The 20366-nt window shown below is 39.1% G+C and carries 20 protein-coding genes; 14 read left to right on the top strand and 6 right to left on the bottom strand.

Annotation, left to right across the window (positions count from 1 at the left end; translation table 11 throughout):
* Positions 1 to 15: 15 nt before the first annotated feature.
* A complete protein-coding gene (coq7, locus tag K2X50_02315; protein ID MBX9586069.1) occupies positions 16 to 663 on the top strand; it encodes a 2-polyprenyl-3-methyl-6-methoxy-1,4-benzoquinone monooxygenase in 648 nt (215 codons plus the stop codon).
* Here coq7 and rpe read toward each other — a convergent pair whose 3' ends face one another.
* Together rpe and djlA are read right to left on the bottom strand one after the other, a co-directional pair.
* On the bottom strand, positions 664 to 1338 hold the full coding sequence (gene rpe / locus K2X50_02310; protein MBX9586068.1) for a ribulose-phosphate 3-epimerase: 675 nt from the start codon (positions 1336 to 1338) through the stop codon (positions 664 to 666).
* Positions 1338 to 2183 (bottom strand): co-chaperone DjlA, encoded by an 846-nt coding sequence (gene djlA / locus K2X50_02305; protein ID MBX9586067.1) that lies wholly within the window; start codon positions 2181 to 2183, stop codon positions 1338 to 1340. The genes rpe and djlA overlap by 1 nt, the downstream gene beginning before the upstream one ends.
* A 183-nt stretch (positions 2184 to 2366) precedes the next feature.
* Here djlA and gshA point away from each other — a divergent pair, with 183 nt between their 5' ends.
* A complete protein-coding gene (gene gshA / locus K2X50_02300; GenBank protein ID MBX9586066.1) occupies positions 2367 to 3647 on the top strand; it encodes a glutamate--cysteine ligase in 1281 nt (426 codons plus the stop codon).
* Positions 3637 to 4584, top strand: a complete 948-nt coding sequence (gshB, locus tag K2X50_02295; protein ID MBX9586065.1) for a glutathione synthase — start codon at positions 3637 to 3639, stop codon at positions 4582 to 4584. Before gshA ends, gshB begins: the two co-directional genes overlap by 11 nt.
* On the opposite strand, the gene K2X50_02290 is transcribed toward gshB, so the two are convergent.
* Together K2X50_02290 and K2X50_02285 are read right to left on the bottom strand one after the other, a co-directional pair.
* A complete protein-coding gene (locus K2X50_02290) occupies positions 4535 to 5173 on the bottom strand; it encodes a DUF3298 and DUF4163 domain-containing protein (GenBank protein MBX9586064.1) in 639 nt (212 codons plus the stop codon). The genes gshB and K2X50_02290 overlap by 50 nt on opposite strands.
* A gap of 118 nt (positions 5174 to 5291) precedes the next feature.
* Positions 5292 to 6680: an aldehyde dehydrogenase family protein gene (locus K2X50_02285; protein ID MBX9586063.1), complete on the bottom strand. Its 1389-nt coding sequence runs from the start codon at positions 6678 to 6680 to the stop codon at positions 5292 to 5294.
* Between the two features lie 129 nt (positions 6681 to 6809).
* Between K2X50_02285 and K2X50_02280 the strand changes: the two genes are divergently transcribed.
* From K2X50_02280 to K2X50_02265, 4 genes are all read left to right on the top strand, one after another.
* The gene (locus K2X50_02280; GenBank protein ID MBX9586062.1) at positions 6810 to 7268 is read left to right on the top strand and encodes an EVE domain-containing protein; all 459 of its coding nucleotides are present in this window, start codon (positions 6810 to 6812) and stop codon (positions 7266 to 7268) included.
* 196 nt (positions 7269 to 7464) lie between these two features.
* Positions 7465 to 7704: a helix-turn-helix domain-containing protein gene (locus K2X50_02275; protein MBX9586061.1), complete on the top strand. Its 240-nt coding sequence runs from the start codon at positions 7465 to 7467 to the stop codon at positions 7702 to 7704.
* Positions 7691 to 7999, top strand: a complete 309-nt coding sequence (locus K2X50_02270; protein ID MBX9586060.1) for a HipA N-terminal domain-containing protein — start codon at positions 7691 to 7693, stop codon at positions 7997 to 7999. The genes K2X50_02275 and K2X50_02270 overlap by 14 nt, the downstream gene beginning before the upstream one ends.
* Positions 7996 to 8922, top strand: coding sequence for a HipA domain-containing protein (locus tag K2X50_02265; GenBank protein ID MBX9586059.1), 927 nt, complete (start codon positions 7996 to 7998; stop codon positions 8920 to 8922). The genes K2X50_02270 and K2X50_02265 overlap by 4 nt, the downstream gene beginning before the upstream one ends.
* A gap of 29 nt (positions 8923 to 8951) precedes the next feature.
* On the opposite strand, the gene K2X50_02260 is transcribed toward K2X50_02265, so the two are convergent.
* The gene (locus tag K2X50_02260; protein ID MBX9586058.1) at positions 8952 to 10247 is read right to left on the bottom strand and encodes an MFS transporter; all 1296 of its coding nucleotides are present in this window, start codon (positions 10245 to 10247) and stop codon (positions 8952 to 8954) included.
* 156 nt (positions 10248 to 10403) lie between these two features.
* Here K2X50_02260 and K2X50_02255 point away from each other — a divergent pair, with 156 nt between their 5' ends.
* A complete protein-coding gene (locus K2X50_02255) occupies positions 10404 to 11306 on the top strand; it encodes a hypothetical protein (protein ID MBX9586057.1) in 903 nt (300 codons plus the stop codon).
* Between the two features lie 45 nt (positions 11307 to 11351).
* Positions 11352 to 11804: a hypothetical protein gene (locus K2X50_02250; protein MBX9586056.1), complete on the top strand. Its 453-nt coding sequence runs from the start codon at positions 11352 to 11354 to the stop codon at positions 11802 to 11804.
* A 116-nt stretch (positions 11805 to 11920) separates the two neighbouring features.
* Here K2X50_02250 and K2X50_02245 read toward each other — a convergent pair whose 3' ends face one another.
* Positions 11921 to 12682 carry a class I SAM-dependent methyltransferase gene (locus K2X50_02245; protein MBX9586055.1) on the bottom strand — a complete coding sequence of 254 codons (762 nt, stop codon included), beginning with the start codon at positions 12680 to 12682 and terminating at the stop codon, positions 11921 to 11923.
* A 206-nt stretch (positions 12683 to 12888) separates the two neighbouring features.
* Here K2X50_02245 and parE point away from each other — a divergent pair, with 206 nt between their 5' ends.
* The 5 genes from parE (at position 12889) to gspE (ending at position 20357) form a co-directional block, all read left to right on the top strand.
* Complete coding sequence (parE, locus tag K2X50_02240) at positions 12889 to 14778, top strand: DNA topoisomerase IV subunit B (GenBank protein MBX9586054.1); 1890 nt, start codon at positions 12889 to 12891, stop codon at positions 14776 to 14778.
* Between the two features lie 66 nt (positions 14779 to 14844).
* The gene (locus tag K2X50_02235; protein MBX9586053.1) at positions 14845 to 15261 is read left to right on the top strand and encodes a hypothetical protein; all 417 of its coding nucleotides are present in this window, start codon (positions 14845 to 14847) and stop codon (positions 15259 to 15261) included.
* Complete coding sequence (gene gspD / locus K2X50_02230; GenBank protein MBX9586052.1) at positions 15261 to 17873, top strand: type II secretion system secretin GspD; 2613 nt, start codon at positions 15261 to 15263, stop codon at positions 17871 to 17873. Before K2X50_02235 ends, gspD begins: the two co-directional genes overlap by 1 nt.
* A gap of 214 nt (positions 17874 to 18087) precedes the next feature.
* Positions 18088 to 18855 (top strand): hypothetical protein, encoded by a 768-nt coding sequence (locus tag K2X50_02225; protein ID MBX9586051.1) that lies wholly within the window; start codon positions 18088 to 18090, stop codon positions 18853 to 18855.
* Positions 18855 to 20357 carry a type II secretion system ATPase GspE gene (gene gspE, locus K2X50_02220; GenBank protein MBX9586050.1) on the top strand — a complete coding sequence of 501 codons (1503 nt, stop codon included), beginning with the start codon at positions 18855 to 18857 and terminating at the stop codon, positions 20355 to 20357. The genes K2X50_02225 and gspE overlap by 1 nt, the downstream gene beginning before the upstream one ends.
* The last annotated feature ends 9 nt before the right edge of the window (positions 20358 to 20366 follow it).

Below are 20366 nucleotides of genomic sequence, written 5' to 3'. Positions count from 1 at the left end.
CAACCGGGAGATGCTATGAACAATAATCGATCGTCGCGAAATTTTTTGGATTCATTGATCGTCCAAATGGATCTTGGATTGCGTACATTATTCGCAAATCCCGTCGCTCATCGTCTAAATCCTGCTGAAAATGAACCACAAACAAAACTTTCGGAGAGTGAATCAAAACATAGTGCAGGTTTAATGCGAATTAATCATGTGGGTGAAGTGTGTGCACAAGCTTTGTATGCTGGCCAAGCGCTCACAGGACGTCAAGAAGAAGTACGTCAAAAAATGCGTGAAGCGGCAGATGAAGAAGTAGATCATTTAGCATGGTGTGCAGAACGAATTCATGAGTTAGATAGTCATACAAGTTATTTAAATCCTCTTTGGTTTGCCGGGTCTTTTGCGCTGGGTGTTACCGCTGGAATCATTGGTGATCGCTGGAGTTTAGGTTTTGTTGCTGAAACTGAAAATCAAGTGGTTGGACATTTAGATTCTCATTTAGAAAAACTTCCTTCTAGTGACCGGAAAAGTAGAGCAATTGTGTCTCAAATGCGAAAAGATGAAGCAAAACATGCTGCTGCAGCATCAGCGGCAGGCGGAAAAGATTTGCCTTCACCAATCAAATTTGCAATGACTGCAATGTCAAAAGTCATGACATCTGTTGCATATTGGGTTTAATCAGTGATGGCTGTGTTTTAATGCAGAGTAAAAACGTGCGATAGTTTCTGTATAATCTTTGCTACCGAAAATTGCTGAGCCCGCAACAAAAGTGTCGGCGCCTGCGGCGGCAATTTTTCCAATATTATCAGCCTTAATTCCACCGTCTACTTCTAATCGAATCGCTCTCCCACTGTTTTGAATAATTTTTTTTACTCTGTTGATTTTCTCATAAGAAGATTCAATAAATGTTTGTCCGCCAAAACCTGGGTTAACAGACATGATGAGTATTAGATCAATTTTATCAAGTACAAATTCTAAATAATCTAAAGGGGTCGCTGGATTCAATGCAAGTCCGGCAGCACATCCTAATTCATGAATTAAACTAAGTGAACGATCAAGATGTTCAGTTGCTTCAGGATGAATTGAAATCGAAGATGCGCCCGCTTTTGCAAAATCGGTAATAATACGATCAACAGGTTTAACCATTAAATGCACATCAATGGGGGCTTGAACGCCATATTTTCGCAATGATTCACAAACAATAGGTCCAACAGTGAGATTGGGGACATAATGATTATCCATTACATCGAAATGAATCCAATCTGCTCCCGCTGATAACACGTTATCTACTTCTTCGCCGAGTTTGGCGAAATTCGCTGAAAGAATTGAAGCCGCAATTTTGAAGTCAGGCATTATTTAATCCCCCTTTGTTTGGCAATAGTATCATAAGCTTTCTTAATTTCAGCAGTTTTTTTGTTGGCAAGTTTAATCATCTCTTCAGGTAGTCCTTTTGCTACGAGTTTGTCAGGATGATTCGCGCTGATTTTTTTTCGATAGGCTTTTTTCACTTCAGCATCTGTAGCTTTTGAAGTAACTCCCAGTATTTTATAAGGATCTTCAAGAATTGGGCTTGTATAACGAGGACGTTGTGGGCCCGCTCCAGCACCTGCTTTTTGATTATAGGTATATTCCTGATAGTGTCGATGATGGCGCTGATGGAAAATGAAAAAATCCATTGAGTTTAATCCTAATTCTCTACAAATATGTTCTAGAGCGTCGCGTTTTTGGGGGCTGATAAACCCTTCAACTGCTGCGGCTTGAAACTGTATGTCAACAAACATACGCAGGACATCTAATTGACCTTGGCAGGCTTGAAGTAGCTTATCGAGGGTTACCTCAAGGTTGAAGCGGTGCTCCTTGCCTCGAGTGAAAAATTCAATGGCTTCGCGTTTTAATGTTGAGCTTAGATTCATGTTGCGCATAATTATGCGAGCGGCCTGAATTTCGCCTTCACCAACTCGACCACTGGCTTTAGCAATGTGTCCCATGACGAGGAATGTTGACTCGAAGAAAGCTCGCTGTGCTGCAGCGCGACTAAAAGATTCTCCTGTAGTCTGATACTTTTGATGAGGCGCACTCCAATATCCGGACGCCGATAAGTCAAAATATTGGCCTATAAGAAGACCAAAGATGGCGCCCATCGGCCCGCCTAACATCCAGCCCGCAATGAAACCTAATAATTTACCTAGATAATGCATAATCCTAACTATATCAGTAGTGGCGTGGTTTTCACAGGAGGGGGTCAAGTCTTGAATTATGAATTTAAGCTCACCCAATAATGTTAATGGGTGAGCTTAAATTCATAATTCAAGACTTGACCCCCTATTATCTGCTACTATTGTTACTTTGAGTAAGTAGGGAGAAAGAGGGTGACTCATAAAATCGAAGTACCTCATTTAAAAACCTCGTTGACAGGCCCTTTGTTGAAATTAGAACAGGATCTGCTGAATCATCAGGTGGGTATTGAAACCTGGTTACGAGCTCAATGGCGATTAACTCCGCCCCCGTTCTATAGTTCAGTTGATCTACGAAACGCAGGTTACAAATTAGCGCCAGTGGATACGAATTTATTTCCAGCGGGATTCAATAATCTTAATCCAGAATTTATACCTTTAGCGATTCAAGCGGTGCAAAATGCTGCAGAAAAACTCTGCCCTGAAACAGTTGACTTTTTAATTATTCCGGAAAGCCATACGCGCAATATTTTTTACCTGGAAAGTTTGGCAACGTTACAAGAAATCATTACTAAAGCAGGTTTTGCTGTACGTATCGGTTCTCTTTCGAAAGATCTCGAGCAATCCACTAAAATCGATTTGCCCTCAGGGCGTCAAATAGTTTTAGAGCGGGCTATTCGTAGAGAAAACAAAATTGGAGTAGAGGATTATTTTCCGTGTTGTGTAATACTTAATAATGATTTATCAACAGGTGTCCCACCTATTTTTGAAAATCTAGATCAACTTGTGATGCCACCTGCAGAACTAGGTTGGGCGAAACGATTAAAATCAGCTCATTTTCAACATTTTGCGAATGTAACGAGTGAATTCGCGCGTGAATTAAATTTAGATCCTTGGCTTATTTCTCCACTATTTCGATATTGTGGAGAAATAAATTTTATGACGCGTGAAGGTGAAGAATGTTTAGTGCGTAATGCAACAACGTTGTTTAATGCTGTGAAGGTGAAATATCAAGAGTATAATATTCAAGATGATCCGTTTCTTGTTGTAAAAGCGGATTCAGGCACATACGGTATGGCAGTGATGATGATCAAAGACCCACAAGAATTGACGCAGTTAAATCGGAAGCAAAGAACAAAAATGGCTGCTCTTAAAGGTGGGCAATCCGTGTCACGTGTGATTATTCAAGAAGGCGTTTATACTTTTGAAACAGTAGGGGAAAAAGAATCGGTGGCTGAACCCGTCGTATATATGATCGGAAATCATGTGATCGGAGGTTTCTATCGTGTCCATGCAGACCGTGGTATAGACGAAAATCTTAATGCGCCAGGAATGAATTTTGAACCATTGGCCTTTGCTGAAGCCTGTATCGATCCATGCGGTAGCAATCACGAAAGTACCAATCGTTTTTACAGTTATGGTGTGATCGCACGATTGGCTGCGTTAGCAGCAGCTCGTGAAATGAAGGAACTACAACATGAGCATTAAATTAGCGGTCGTGATGGATCCCATTACTTCAATTAATCCGCCTAAAGACACAACCTTTGCGATAATGTTGGAAGCGCAGCGTCGTAATTGGGAAGTTCATGTAATGGAGCAAAAAGATTTATTTTTAAAAGATGGGGTTGTAAGCTCACGTTGTGATCAAGTAAAACTGTATGATAATTCAGAACATTGGTTTGACATTATCGATGAGAAATTTCAAGAGTTAAAATATTTTGATATTATTTTAATGCGAAAAGATCCTCCATTTAATACAGAATATGTTTATACAACCTATTTGCTAGAGTTGGCTGAAAAATCAGGCGTGAAAGTTTTTAATAAACCTCAGAGCCTTCGAGATGCCAATGAAAAATTATTTATTGCTTGGTTTCCTCAATGTACACCCCCAACGTTGGTCACTCGTAATGCGAATCAATTAAAAGACTTTATTGATGAGCATAAAGATGTTGTACTAAAACCTCTTGATGGTATGGGCGGAGGTTCAATATTCAGGCTAACTCAACACGATGTTAATAAGATGGTTGTAATTGAAACGCTCACTAAAAATGAAACTTCTTATATAATGGCCCAGAAATTTATCCCCGAAATTTCGCAAGGTGACAAACGCATCATTATGATTAACGGTGAGCCTATATCATACGCTTTAGCCAGAATTCCAAAAGCTGGTGAAATTCGTGGTAATTTAGCTGCTGGAGGTACAGGTGTTGGAGTTGAACTGACCGAACGTGATCACTGGATTTGTTCGCAGGTCGGACCCACGCTTCGCGAAAAAAAATTACTTCTCGTAGGCCTCGATGTTATCGGTGACTATTTAACTGAAATAAACGTTACCAGCCCAACATGCGTTCGTGAGCTCGAAAAAATCTACGGCATCAATATTTGCGCAGACTTTCTCGATGCGGTGACGCCAAATATTGGCTAAAAACTGCGAGTGGAACAGGAATGCGAAATTCACCGAGTACATAAGGCCAGATTTCACCTGTGCCATAAAGTAATTCGATGCCGTTAATCGTGGCATGTCCCTTGGCATGAGTAAGCGTGTAATTTTTTAAGAATTTGGGGTCAGATGCTATTTCCTGTTTGGTTTGTTCTACCAAATCGGGACTTGGTTTTTCGCCGGTACGTTGTGTATAAATTTTTATCCAAGACTTCTGAGCTGATTCAGCGATTGCTTTGAGTGCAAGGTCAACTTTGTCTTTTCTAAATAATTCAGTGATTGGAATGTCTCGGTTATTTATCTTATCCCAAACAATTGTTTGAAAATAGGTATCAGGATGAGCGCCACCTTGGTATTCATAAGTAATGCCTGAAATGCTAATTACAGATTTGTTTTCAAATGTAATTTGCCATTTTGTCTCTAATGAAAGAGGTGGAAAATATCCAGAGTGCCTCGTTTTTTCTTCGTCAGCATTTTTTTTGGTTTCATCCGCTGCAGATTTGAATCGATTGAGCACATTATCTTTCAGCGGATCAATAGACATGATGGCCTTAGGTACATCAAGACTAAGCATATAGAATCTATTTTTTTCAACTTTATGATATGTGTCCGAGCTATAGACTACGTTGTTAAAAGGGTACAATAAAAGCAGTATTAAAAGATATCTCATGATCATATTAAACCTCTCTAATTTATTCGGCTATTACTTTCACTTGCGTGAGTTCTTGAAATCCAAATTTTCCATGCTCACGTCCAACGCCAGAAGCTTTGTAACCACCGAAGGGATTGCATGGTCGCCAGTGACTTCCAAAATTAATGTCTACACATCCTGCTTCGATTTGGGCAGCGACGCGTCTTGCTCGTTTGGAATCAGAAGTGAAAATAAGACTACTGAGTCCAAAGATTGTATCGTTTGCTAAAGCGATCGCTTCTTCTTCTGTTGAAAAAGTGACAATTGGTAATACAGGGCCAAACGTCTCTTCTTTCCAAACTCGCATTGTTGGTTTGATATCAGAAAGTAGAGTGGGTAAATAATAGGCTCCTTCATGATTCTCGGGTCTTTTTCCGCCACATACTATTTTTGCCCCTAATGCTACAGCATCCTTAATTTGAGATTCTAATAATTGTAATTGTCGCTCTGCGGCGAGAGGACCCAATTGTGTGTTGGGATCTAGCGGATCACCAATTTTCACGGTGCTCAAATAATTAACCAGCCTATCTAGCACATCTTGAAAAATAGAATCATGAACAATTAATCGTTTTGCAGCGCTACAAATTTGGCCGCAATTTTCAAATCGTTGGGAATAAACTCGAGAAATGACACGATCAAAATCTAGAATTTTTGCGTCTTCAAAAATGATGGCGGGGTCAGACCCTCCCATTTCGAGGACACTTTTAATTCCTTTTTTGGCTGCAATTTCAAATAATTCTTTCCCTGTGTGTGAGCTGCCAGTGAACCAAATTAAATCAATATTTTGTTCAATAAGTGAATGGCCGACGCTACCGTCACCATATACTTCAGAAAATACTCCATCAGGTAATTGCAATTCGTCCATCATTTCTTCGATGAGTTTACCAATTAACGGGCATTCTTCCGAATGTTTAAATACTACAGGATTTCCAGCAATTAAATTTGGAATAACGCCCCAAATAAAATTACTTAATGGATAGTTCCAGGGTACTATGCACGCAGTCACGCCAATAGGCTCATAAATAATTTGATGAAATGCTGATTGATCCTTTGATTTTTCACTCACTGTAATTTCATTTTCCAAATAGCCGGGTGCATCATCTACAAATGCTTGTAGATAATCGAGCGTAAATTCCATATCTTCGATGCTTTGAGAAATTGGCTTGCCTATTTCTAGAGAAGTGAGTTCAGAGATTTCATGCGATCTTTTTTCTATCGTATTGTGCAGTGGTCGCAATAATTCAGCGCGTTTTTTTGCGCCCAATGTTTTCCATGGTTTTTTAGCGGCATGTGCAAGTTGAACTTTTTCAGCAATATCTTGCGCCGATGATACATTGACTTCTCCGATGACAGAGTAGTCTGCGGGATTTAATGATTTTAACGTAGTCATTATAAGCGTCCATTCAAATGGCAAAAATCGTAGTATAAGCGGATCATAATGCTGAATACCAGTATGAATTGTTCGGGCATAGAAATTATGGTATGTTCAATTTGTCTTAGAATACTAGGAGAGCTAACAATGAAATACTGGTTATTCAAATCCGAGCCATCTTGTTTTAGTGTTGATGATTTAGCTAAACGCCCCAATCAAATCACTGGTTGGGATGGTGTGCGAAATTATCAAGCCCGTAATATGATGCGTGATGATATGAAAGAGGGCGACCAAGGATTTTTTTATCATTCCAGTTGCGATGAACCGGGAATTGTTGGTCTGGTACAGATTGTAAAATCATTTTATCCCGACGATACTCAGTTCGATCCTGATTCAGATCATTTTGATCCAAAAAGTTCTCCTGCTGATCCTCGTTGGGGTATGGTCGATGTTAAGTTATTAAAAAAATTTGATCGTGTTTTAACACTAGGCGAACTTCGTGATCATCCTCATTTATCTTCAATGGTCATTCTTCGCAAAGGTAATCGATTATCAGTGACACCCATTGCATCAGAAGAGTACCGAGTCATTTGCAGTATTACATAATGGTGCTATTCTGCAAATATTACCGTGATAACAGTAATATTGTTTGGTTTGTATCATTGGCGGCGACAAAAATAAGGCAAACATGGCAATATTGCTGTTATCGCGGTAAAAATATCAAGTTTGCTTATTTAGACATTGACAATATTATGCAAACAGGCTAAAGTTACCGCTAAGACAGTAATTTTGGATAGAATGGATGAGTGACTTTATTACAGCAATTGCAAAAACGGTACAGTTTGATCGAAAGCAAGCAGGTTTAAGCCAAAAGCAATTGGCCGACTACGCTGGGGTTGGCAAAACAGTGGTTTTTGATATTGAGCACGCTAAATCGACTGTACGACTACAATCGCTATTAAAAGTTCTTCATGTGCTAAATATTAAATTACTGATAAAAACGCCACTGAGTTATACGGAGACAGAGCATGAGACAGGCTAAAGTATTTAATCATGATATTCAGGCTGGCGTTCTGACAGAAACTGATGAGAAGATGTATATATTTGAATATATCCAGAATTATAATGGCCCGCCCATCTCACTGACAATGCCATTAGTGCATAAACGTTATGAGTATAAAAAATTCCCTCCTTTTTTTGACGGTGTTTTACCAGAAGGTGTAATGTTATTGGCGTTACTTAAAGCGGAGAAAATTGATAGTGGAGATTATTTTAGTCAATTAGTAAGAGTAGGCAATGATCTGGTCGGATCTGTGACGGTCAAGGAAATCAAATGAGAATTTGTCCTATAACCTACGAATCGATTCGAGACGATCGCCGCTATTCTGAACGTGGATTGAATCTGTTGTCACCTAAATTGAAAAATCTTTCCTTGATACAACTAACAGCTGACGAATTACGTAAAGAAGCCATCAAACGTGCTAATAAAATGTCTATTCAAGGTGTTCAGCCGAAATTAAGCGCCATTTTGAGCATCAAAAATGAATCTTTTAAGATTGTCGATTCATTTGGTAAATATATATTGAAACCTGAGCATCAACTTTATTCCGAAGTTCCACAGAATGAAGATTTAACAATGAGGTTAGCAGCCTGCATTGGTATTGAAGTACCTCTCCATGGCTTACTGTATGGAGTAGATGGCTCATTTACATATTTCATTAAAAGATTTGACCGATTGAGTCAAGTGAAAAAATTGTCCGTCGAAGATTTTTCACAACTTTCTGAACACACGCGATCAACTAAATACGATTCTTCCATGGAAAAAGTGGTTTCAATAGTCGATCAATTTACAACGTTTCCACTGATTGAAAAAGTTAAGTTATTTACACGTACAGTTTTTAATTTTTTAATTGGAAATGAAGATATGCATTTAAAAAATTTTTCACTTATTACGAGAAATAATAAAGTTGGGCTTTCCCCTGCCTATGATTTCTTAAGCTCAAGTATAATATTGTCTGGCAAAGAAGAACTTGCGCTTCCGCTCAACGGAAAAAAGAGCAACATCAGGAGAAAAGATATCATTGATTACTTTGGAAAAGATCGAATGGGGCTGAATGAAAAAATTGTTGAATCTGAGCTAGCAAAGATCAAAGCCCAATTACCCGAATGGAATAGATTAATTGACATCAGTTTTTTGAGTGCAGATATGAAGCAAAAGTATCTTGATCTCCTAAGTGATAGAGTAGTCCGTCTCTTTTGATCTAATGCATGGATGTATCATCACCCTTTCTAATTATTATTCGCAGTTGACTGTTCTAAAGATGAAATTTTCCATAATTGACTAGAGCTAGCACGGTTAATAGACCAAAAAGATCCGATGCCGATAAATATTAACCAAAGAGAAGCTGCGGCGAAAGAACCTGTTGCATGATAAAGAGCATTTTCGATGGGGGCTGTGAGGCCTCCGAGAATTGTCATGCCAAGTGTAAATCCGAGTGAGCTACCACGATATCGAAATTCGGGTGGAAAAATATTTTTCAGAAATGCATTCGAGGGTCCAAGAATAATATCATTAATAGTGACAAAAATAATGGAACTAAAAATTAGCCAGAAAAAAGAGTGTTGGTCAATTAATAGAAGTAGTGGATAAGAAAATATTATCAATGAAGCTGCCCCAAAAAGCATGACTTTTCTAGCTGAAAAGTAGTCAGCTAATTTTCCGGTAATTAAAATGATGATGACACCTACTGCAATCATCAAAGTTTGTAGCCACATTAATTGATGAGCAGTCATAAACCCTTTTGTCATGAGTACAGGATTTACAAATGTAAGTACTGTGGTGAAAGGAATCGTAATAAATCCACCGATAAACGCACCGGCAATAATTTGGCGCGGATACAGTTGTATTAATTTTCTTAATGAATGCTCTTTGTTATTGGCGGGTTTAAATTGAGGTGATTCGTGTAGTTTTTTTCGATAAAGAACGCCAAAAACACCAATGAGACCCCCAACATAAAATGCGATGCGCCAACTCCAGCTGGGCATAAAATCCATAGTGAGTAATACGCCGAATAATGACGCAAATATTGAACCTGAAGTCATTATTGCAGCGAGTGCGCTTCCAGAAAATCCTTCACGCGTAGGTTTGGAATGTTCAACGACATAAATTCCTGCGCCATTATATTCCCCGCCAAAACAAGCAATTTGAAAAAATTTAGTGATGACAATAATGACAATAGCCCAAATGCCAATGCTTTGGTAAGTAGGCGTGATACCAATAATAAAAGTAGTGACGGCAATTCCATACATGGAGAGTAGTAATGCGCGAGGTCGACCAATCATATCGCCTATATGTCCAAAGATAGCTCCTCCAAGTGGACGCCCCAGCATAGAAATCATAAGGATATAATATCCGTTGCTTAAGGCTTCATAAGCATCCTTTCCAGGAAAAAATTGAGTGGCAATCAACGGAAGAAAAATGGCAAATAAAGCATAATCGTAATATTCGATCATGGTACCGATTGCGGCGCCTATAAAAGATTGTGTTCGTAATGTTGTTGCCATATTTTTACTATAAAAAAACATGGAGTTATTGTCAAACGTTATTTTTGGGTATAATTATAAATTGGATATTAGTTTTGCTAACTAAGCATGTGGCTCGCCTCTTCAAATTAATGGCGGTCGTTGGACGATATCAATACAGGGAGCTATAATATAATTAGAAGTAAGTTGGAGAACTGTATGCGAAGAATCATTAATGAAAGAAATCGACTTTTTCAGTTTAATTTGCTGTCTAGACCGTTGCATTCTTCTGTTTGGGATTTGCCGCGCAAGATGGGAAGGGTAATCAAGTTAGGCCCCGATAAAAAAGATCATGAAACCCAACAAGAATATCAAATAAGATCATTGCGGGAAGTTAAGCTGATAAAAGAGCTGGGAGATAAAAATAATGAAGTCACATTAATAATTCGTGGCACTGTTATTAGTGCTGAACCAGCTATTCAAAGGGAAATAGTAGAATTGTTTACTCAAAAAGAACCTCTGAAAACAATACCACAAAGAATTGCAAAAGAACTGATCCCTGGACATATTTCATTATATTATAATGCTACATTTATTAGCCATCTAAATTCCAAATTTAAAGATAGAGATGCCGCATTGTTGACTGATGTAAAGAAAGGCATAACTGATGGGCACAATACATCCTTTTATGCTGTACAGTTGAATACGCAAATGATTAAAAATTTTGAAATAAATGTAATGGAATCGGATATTATGCCTTATAACTTAAAGCCGTCTAATATTACTGATAATTGTTCTAGTGCCATTGCAAAAAAAATTACCCCTGCATCCCCTCTAGAGGTTATGAATATTAATCCTATTGCGGCGATGAGGCAAATGTTGGTTGTTCTCGCAGAAGAAAATGGCTTCCATTCAGATGATTCTTATGCTAAAATCGTAACTGTGTTGCGTGCTAGTGGCCTGACGCGAAACCTAGGTGATACTGCTCGAGACGAACATGACTACAAAACCACGAAGAAATCAGTTGTGCACGGAGAGGATTCATTAGATAAGCCTGCTGAGAGGGAAGCTCATAACGAAGACAGCGGGCATGGTATTGATACACCGAGACCAAAGAATTAGTTAGGGCTATTTAGTCTTTTGAGTTTGTTTAGAGGAGATTATTTTATGAAGAAGTTTCATCGCGGATTCTCACTCGCTGTTCCTAATGTATTGACGCACACCGATCATACGCGCCTATGGGTCGAAAAGTCACAGAAATTGACACTCGAGTTTATTTTGAGTTCATTAGAAGCGTTACAAAAAAATCTATCTGATGCCCGAATTTATTTTAAACCAGAAGATACACGGTACGGGCTTGCTAAAAGCTGTTATGAAGATGTCTATCTGATTGTGGAATCATTATATAACGACGAAAATACTCGTACGAGTTTAACTAAAAAAGATGCCAAAATTGTTTCCCAAGCTTACGCTGAATATGCTGATTTTATTCGACAAACAGCTCCTGCGAAAGATTATTCTTTAGTTAGGGAATGTGTTGCTAAAGCAATTGCGCTCGACCCTACCAACCGCTTGGCAGAAATGACGAGTGATGACATTAAGGTTAATTTTCATATGTAATTAAATCAAGCCATTCCAATTAAGAATTACAGAAGCAAGAAATAAGAATTTTTACGCCAAGGATGACAGCATTTTTATGTAACTTTTATTGTCTTAATTTATAATAAATTTTTTTCTTAAGAAATATAAACATCGAATCGACTGCTTTCTCCAAAGTATTCCAAATCGGGCTTGCGTTCATTCAAATGTGGAGCGTGTCTCGGTCTTTTAACTACGACACGTTTTTTTGATATTTCACAAGCTTTTTCGAGTAATAATCCCGCATCAATATCTTCGCCGACGATTTCCCGTAAGACACGCATTTCTTTTTTCACTAGCGCGGATTTTGTTCGATGTGGGAACATAGGGTCGATATAAATGACATCGGGACATTCTTTTTCTGAAAGCGATTTTAAATAGCTCAGGCTATCCGTAACCATTAATTGTAATGTTAAACTTGTAAAAAAAACATCATCTCTTGCACGATTCATGGCGTTTTGAACGAGTGCAGCAATAATAAGTGATCGTTCAATCATTGTGACAGAACAGCCTAAACAAGCTAGCACAAAAGCATCTTGTCCCAACCCAGCAGTGAGATCTAAAACGGAGGGGCATTTTAATGATTTTAATCCGACGGCTTTAGCGATCAATTGACTTCTTCCACCGCCATATTTGCGACGATGAGCATATTTCCCACTGATGAAATCCACCCAGATCGGGCCCGGTGCTTTTGGGCCTATGAGTTGGAGTGATAAAGTATCTAAATTAAAAATTAATACGGCGGTGTAATATTCTTTTTCTGTAGACTCAATGAGAGGAATATTTAAACGTTGGCTCAAAGTAAATGCTTCTTCTAAAAGGCTTTGGTCTGGTCTAATGATTGCGATATTGGGTTTCATAATCAACGTTTAGGATTGAAGTATAGAGGAAGGTATTATTACCCATACTCATTCATTTGCCAACGTGTTTGATTAGAGATACGAGCGGGAACGCTCGGCCGGAGATACTCTTCAGGGTCGAGGTTGTTGGACGTTCTTAGTGATTCAGGCTATCAGTACTTGTTCTCAGTTGCTTTATTCCAATGAATACAGTAACTTCAGCGGTCATGACTACTCAATATACTTCCGAAGCCATAGAGGTTTTAACAGGCCTTGACCCAGTGCGTAAGCGCCCTGGGATGTACACTAACACCCTAAATCCTAATCATCTTGGGCAAGAAGCATTAGACAATAGTGTCGATGAGGCCATCGCTGGCCACGCCTCTCGCGTCGAAGTTGTGCTACATAATGATGGTTCATTAGAAGTGATTGATGATGGTCGAGGTATGCCGGTCGATATTCATCCACAACACAAAATCTCCGGTGTGGAACTCATTCTCACGCGTTTACATGCGGGCGCAAAATTTTCTGCAAAAAACTATAAATTTTCTGGTGGATTGCACGGGGTTGGAATTTCTGTAGTGAATGCTTTATCGACGCGTTTACAAGTTCAGGTTAAAAATAATGGCCAAGTTTACCAAATGGATTTTAATGGTGGTGAACCAGCTTCTAAATTGAGAGTGGTAGACACGTGTGGTAAACGTGAAACAGGAACCAGCGTACGTTTTTGGCCCGATGCACAATATTTTGATACGGTTAAATTTCAAGTCACACAATTAATGCATAATATGCGTGCAAAAGCTGTGTTGTGTTCTGGATTGCGCGTTGTTTTCACTGATCATCTGGGTGATCGATCTACAGAGTGGTGTTATCAAGAAGGTTTGAGTGATTATCTCAATTCTTGTTTAGAAGAGGCCATTCGAATTCCTGACGAATTATTTAAAGCGAGTTTTGCGAGTGAATCTGAAACGGTGGATTGGGTTGTAACTTGGCTGCCCGAAGGTGGGCCCGTTATCGGAGAAAGTTATGTTAATTTAATTCCAACGACGCAAGGTGGTACTCACGTCAACGGATTTCGTACAGGATTGTTGGATGCGATGCGTGATTTTTGTGAATTGCACAAATTACTTCCGCGCGGTGTGAAAATTGTTCCCGAAGATATTTGGGAAAATATTGCCTACGTTTTATCTGTTAAAATGCAAGACCCCCAATTTGCTGGACAAACAAAAGAGCGTTTGTCGTCTAGACAATGCGCAACATTTGTTGCTGGGGTCGTTAAAGATTCTTTTAGTTTATGGCTAAATCAACATGTTGCATTGGGTGAAGCTCTCGCTCAAGTATTTATTTCTAATGCACAACGTCGCACACGAAATAGTAAAATAGTTGTACGCAAACGAGTAACAGCAGGGCCTGCGTTACCTGGAAAATTGGCAGATTGTGTTAGTCAAGAACCTGAGCGTTGTGAGCTTTTCTTGGTAGAAGGCGATTCTGCAGGTGGATCAGCAAAACAAGCTCGTGATCGTGATACGCAAGCGATAATGCCGTTGAGAGGAAAAATTCTTAACACATGGGAATTAGATTCGGATCAGGTTTTAGCGTCTCAAGAAGTCCATGATATTGCAGTCGCCATGGGAATTGATCCTGGCACAGATAATCTTGAGGGATTACGTTATCATAAAATTTGTATTTTGGCCGATGCCGATTCCGATGGTTTGCATATTGCAACTTTATTATGCGCGCTTTTCCTGAGGCATTTTCTGGCGTTAGTTAAAGCAGGGCATGTTTATGTAGCAATGCCCCCATTATATAGAATTGATGTGGGCAAAGAAGTATTTTACGCGCTCGATGAACAAGAAAAACAGGGCATATTAGATCGTATTTCCGCTGAAAATAAAAAAGGTAAAGTTGAAATCCAACGATTTAAAGGATTAGGTGAAATGAATCCTCCGCAATTGCGTGAAACCACCATGGCAGTAGACACGCGTCGATTAGTGCAACTCAGCGTTGATGATTCTACTGAAACGACAGAATTGATGGATATGCTGTTAGCTAAAAAACGTGCCTCCGATCGAAAAACTTGGTTAGAAGAAAAAGGCAATTTAGCTGAGGCTCAATAGGGCGCTCTTTACTTCTAAGGCCTCATAGAGTACATTATGCGATCAATTAAGTCACAAGGAGTGTGAATGTTATTCAGGCGCAAGGTCGCAATTCTTTCTGCATGGTTTGCATGCAGCTTATTGCTCAGTTCTTGTTCTACTCCCTATCTAACGGTCAGTGCCGAAAATGATTTTAGGCATGGCTATTATGCTCGCGCCTTTGAAAAACTCTGGATGCCGGCACATAGTGGCAATCCTCGCGCTCAGTATGCGCTGGGCTATCTTTATTATTATGGTTTGGGCATTGTTCGTGACGAAGATTTGGCGCGAGTATGGTTTAGGCATGCCGCAGAATGTCATTATCCTCCGGCAGTTGTCGCGTATAAACGATTGACCAACCCTGAATATACTCAATATGTAGCTATTCAAACGCCTGTACGAAAACCGCAGTATAAGACTTTTAAATTTTATGGTGACAATAGCAGCCCAAGGAAGTCTAGATAATGAATTTTAAATATAGGCTTCGTCAATGCATTTCTTTATCGCTAGCAGTATTCTTAGGAGCTTGGTCTGGTTCGACATTGGGTATTCCTCAGGGTGTTGGACGTATGATGCCAGCACAAATTTATGGTCCTGCTAGTCCTGTTGCACCAGCGCAAGTTAACCAATCAATGCCAACTCCTCCAGCGCAAACGCAAGACTTTTCACAAAGCCAAGAGTCTGATTCTGTAGGAGAAATTCCTGAAGACACAGCAACTCAAGATCAAACTGTTTCTGTGAGTCAACAAGATCTTTTAAAGCAGGCTCAACAATCTTCTCAGAATGAAGCAGCGAATAAGAATCCCAGCACCGCAAATTTTCAGCACGAAAACAAAAATGGTTCCAAAAAAGAATTATGGAATTTAAAAGATGTGGATATTCGAACGTTGATCAACGAAGTTTCATTGATCACCAGAAAAGATTTTATTGTGGCGCCTGATGTCGATGCAAAAGTCACATTTATCGCAAAACAATCTTTATCACCCGATGAATTATATCAAGCATTTTTAGCAGTTTTACGCACATATGGTTATGTGGCAATCCCTGAAGGAAAAGTGATCAAAATTGTTTCTGATAAAACACCTAACCGATTGAGCGGACCATTAACATTACATAATATGCGTGAGCATGGGAGTGAAATGGTTGTTACTACGATTCGCGTTAAAAATTATCCTGTTAATGACTTGATTAGAGTAATTCAGCCTTTAATGCCGAAATATAGTTTTATTGATGTGTATCGCCCAAGTAATTCTTTAATTATTGCAGATCATGCAGATAACATTAAAAAAATACAAGAGTTGGTGGCAAGTCTTGATACGCCTCCACAAGATCAATTAGATGTGATTCATCTAAAGAAGGCTTCTGCTAGTGATTTGGTTGTTAATTTATCAAAACTTTTTGTGACTGCCTCTAATTCATCCAATGCACGAGTAGGATTGCAATTAGCTGCAGATGATCACACCAACAGTATTTTGATGTACGGAGGCACGAGTGATCAGCGTTTAGCTGTTAAAGCTGCGGCAGCAAAACTAGATCTGGATTATTCAACCAGCCGGGATAATATGGAGGTATTCTATTTACGCTATATTCCTGCTGAAACAGTTGCCACGGTATTACAAGGTGTTATTGATAATTATTTGGCGAATTTACCCAAACAAGAAAAGCTACAAGCGGGTGGAGCTTCAGCATCTACTCAAGGTGCTTCACAAAATTACACGCCGACACCGCGATCAACAACTGGATTATTTAATATCGCTAATCCTGCGGCGAATTATTCATCATCGAGCGGAGGGGGCGGGAGTGGTGGTTCCACATTTGGTGAAAGTATTCAAAGTGGAAAAACATTTGTTGCTCCTCGAAGCGGAAGTTTGGGGCCTAATCTTCAATGGGAAGAATCTACGAATTCAGTCATTGTAACAGGACCTACAGATCTCATAAATAAATGTAGAAAAGTTGTTTCAAAATTGGATATTCGATTACCGCAGGTTTTAATTGAAGTGGTTATCGCAGAAGTAGATTTAAATGCAGAAAAAGATTTAGGTGTTGAATGGAGTACGGCAGGAACTATTCTTGCTTCTACTCGTTTTGGTGGTGCTGCTACCCCAACATCAATGAAAGATGCTACTGGTAAATTTCCTGCTGCTGCAGCGATTGGCACCTTAGGAAATGGATTAACACTAGGATTTTTAAGTAACAACAATTTGCAAGCGGTGGTTCGTGCAATACATTCTGATTCTCGTTCCAATATAATGGCGACGCCGAATCTAATTACTTTAGATAACCAAGAAGCAACTATCAAAGTCGGTACAAAGGTATCGTTTGCAACATCGCAAATTAACAATAACCCTACGGGTGGAAATCCTTTAACGACATTTGATCGAGAAGATGTTGGATTAATTTTAGTACTTAAACCTCAAATTACGCCGAATGGTGAGGTGAAGTTGTTAATCCAGCAAGAACTTTCTAGTATTTTACCGGATACTGGTGTTGCTGGAAATCCAAATACTTCTGAACGATTTATTACCACAACAGTAATGGCGAAAAATGGTCAAACATTAGTGCTCGGTGGATTATTGCAAAATCAGGTAAACAATGTGCGTCAAAAAGTACCTGTGTTAGGTGATATACCTATTTTGGGTGCATTATTTCGAAGTGATCAACGTACAATGAATAAAACAAATCTAATGATATTTATGCGTCCTGTAGTGTTAATGGATGATCGCAGTGTAGATAAAGTCACTGGCGGTAAATACGAATATTTACGTCAGCAACAGCTGCGTGCAGATTATATTCCGTCCGATCCTATTGTTTCACCTGTTGCTCCACAGCAACGAGAGCAGCATTTTATCAGACCAGGCAATGCTGAAAATAGTGTACGTTCAGAGGGAGCACAGCGAGTAATTAAACATAGCAATGAAGAAACTGTTGCTCGTCCTCGAAGAATAGTCGCAGAAAGAGAAGTCAAAAAGACTTCAAAATCTGAATCTAATAATACTCTCGATCTTTATTTGCCTCGGCCAAAATTATTGCCAACGAAACCGCAGGGTAAAGGAAAGGTTCTGCCAGAGCCATTTTGATGGTAACAATTGAGTTGAAGGTGTCAGATCTAAGATTAATGCATTCTACACAGGCAGCTATAGGATTGTGATGAGAGATTTACAATGCATTAATCTTAGATCTGACACCTTCAATGCCCCCTTTCCCTGGTATCAATGCCCCCATCACCCGACTTCGTCCTCTTTATGCTATAATTGGCAATGAGACGAAGTATTAAATTTATAGAGAATTTTTATGAGTTTTATGGATTTTTCAACACGGATTAGGGCATATTTCCGGCAATCTGAAGGCCAGATTTGGCTGTTGGGAATTGTAATACTCGGAATCATCATCATTATTAGCGCAGGATATCTTTTGTACAATACTGTGGGTGTAGTTACTTTCTCCGGATCACAGTCTCAAGAAATTTCTGCGCAACAATCGCAACCCGAAGTTTCTTCAATCAATCAAATATCGCAAACCCCATTATTTGGTCCTTCACACCAAGCAACTGTTTCTAGAGTCAACACAAATTTAGAATTGTTGGGAATTATGCTCGAAACAGATCCTAAAAAATCGAGGGCTATCATTGCGAGTTTGGGTAGAGGACCTAAAATTTATCGCATTGATCAAGAATTAGCCGATGGTGGAAAATTATATAGAGTCTACGAAAATAAAGTTGAATTAAAACGCAATGGTCAAATTGAATCGCTTTTTTTAAAATGGGATAAAAGAAGATCTGCTTCAGAAGCACAGCGACCATCAATTTCACCTTCTCAACAAAGTCCATCTTTTCAGCAAAATACATCAGACGATGATACAGACGAACCTGTTGGCGCGTCTGCAATAGATGTTGGTGGTGAACAACCTCAACAAATTCAAACTCCACAAGAGTGGCAAGAGCGAATTAAAGAAATACGAGAAAAATACCAGCAACAATTTAGTAATCCAAATAATGGAAATCCAAGTGGACCACCCATATTTCCAACGGGACCCAAGGGGCGTATTAGAGGCGGAATGTAATGTATCAGGAAGTGATTATGTCGTTAAAGAAAGAGTCAATGCCCTTAATTAATTATCGCTTTGCTAAGCGACACGGTGTTCTTATTATCAATTCTGATACAGAAAATCCAAAAGTAATTTATCGTTCTAAAATACGTCCTAACGCTTTAATTGAGATTCGACGTTTTTTACGTCGACCATTTAATCTTGAGAGAGTGAGTGATAAAGAATTCAATAGTATGCTCGCAAAATCCTACGAAACAAAAACAGGTATGGCGAGTCAAATGGCTGAAGGGCTAGAAGAAGAATTGGGATTGCAGCAGTTATTAAAAACATTACCAAAAACAGCTGATTTACTTGAAAGTGAAGATGATGCGCCTATTATTCGCTTGATCAATGCTATGCTAACAGAATCAATTAAATTACTTGCTTCAGATATTCACATAGAGCCTTTCGAAGATAAATTAATTGTACGAGTTCGGGTGGACGGGATTTTACGCGAAATGCTCGAATTACCTACCGCCATTGCTGCAATCGTGATTTCACGGTTAAAAGTGATGGCAAAATTGGATATCGCCGAAAAACGATTGCCTCAAGATGGACGAATCACATTACGTTTAGCAGGAAGACCTGTTGATGTGCGAGTTTCTACAATTCCTGCGAGCCACGGAGAGCGCATGGTATTACGATTGCTCGATAAAAAATCTGATACATTGCAATTAACTGAATTAGGAATGCCGCCTGATTTATTACCCGTTATGCGCCATTTAATTAGCATACCACACGGTATTATTTTGGTGACAGGTCCAACAGGATCGGGAAAAACAACGACACTTTACGCTGTACTAACTGAACTGAATAATCCTGATCGCAATATATTAACAGTAGAAGATCCTATAGAATATGATTTGCTTGGCATAGGTCAAATGCAAGTGAATACAAAAATCGAAATGTCATTTGCAAAAGGATTGCGTGCTATATTACGACAAGATCCTGACATTGTGATGGTGGGAGAAATTCGTGATTTAGAAACAGCCTCGATTGCAGTGCAAGCAAGTTTAACAGGACATTTAGTTTTATCTACTTTACATACCAATACTGCAATTGGTGCAGTGACTCGATTACGTGATATGGGTGTAGAATCATTTTTACTTTCGTCATCTTTGATAGGCATTGTTGCGCAACGTTTAGTGAGAGTTCTCTGTAAACTTTGTCGAAGATCCTATCCTGCAACTCATAAAGAGTGTGAGCTCTTAAAAGTTGATTTTAATCATCCACCTTTATTGCATGAGGCTGTTGGATGTGAATTTTGCAATCTAACTGGATTTTCAGGGCGTGCAGGAATTTATGAGATCATTGAGGTCGATGAAAAATTACGAACACAAATTCATGAAGATTGTAGTGAACAAGAAATGATAAAATATATTCGTACTCGTTCGCCGAGTATACGACAAGATGGTTGTGATCGAGTGCTTGCAGGTGATACCACTTTAAATGAAGTCATCAGAGTAACGAGTGGTTGATTGAAAATG

Source organism: Gammaproteobacteria bacterium (genome assembly GCA_019748175.1).
Classification (GTDB): domain Bacteria; phylum Pseudomonadota; class Gammaproteobacteria; order JAIEPX01; family JAIEPX01; genus JAIEPX01.
This window is presented reverse-complemented; position numbering and strand designations above follow the sequence as displayed.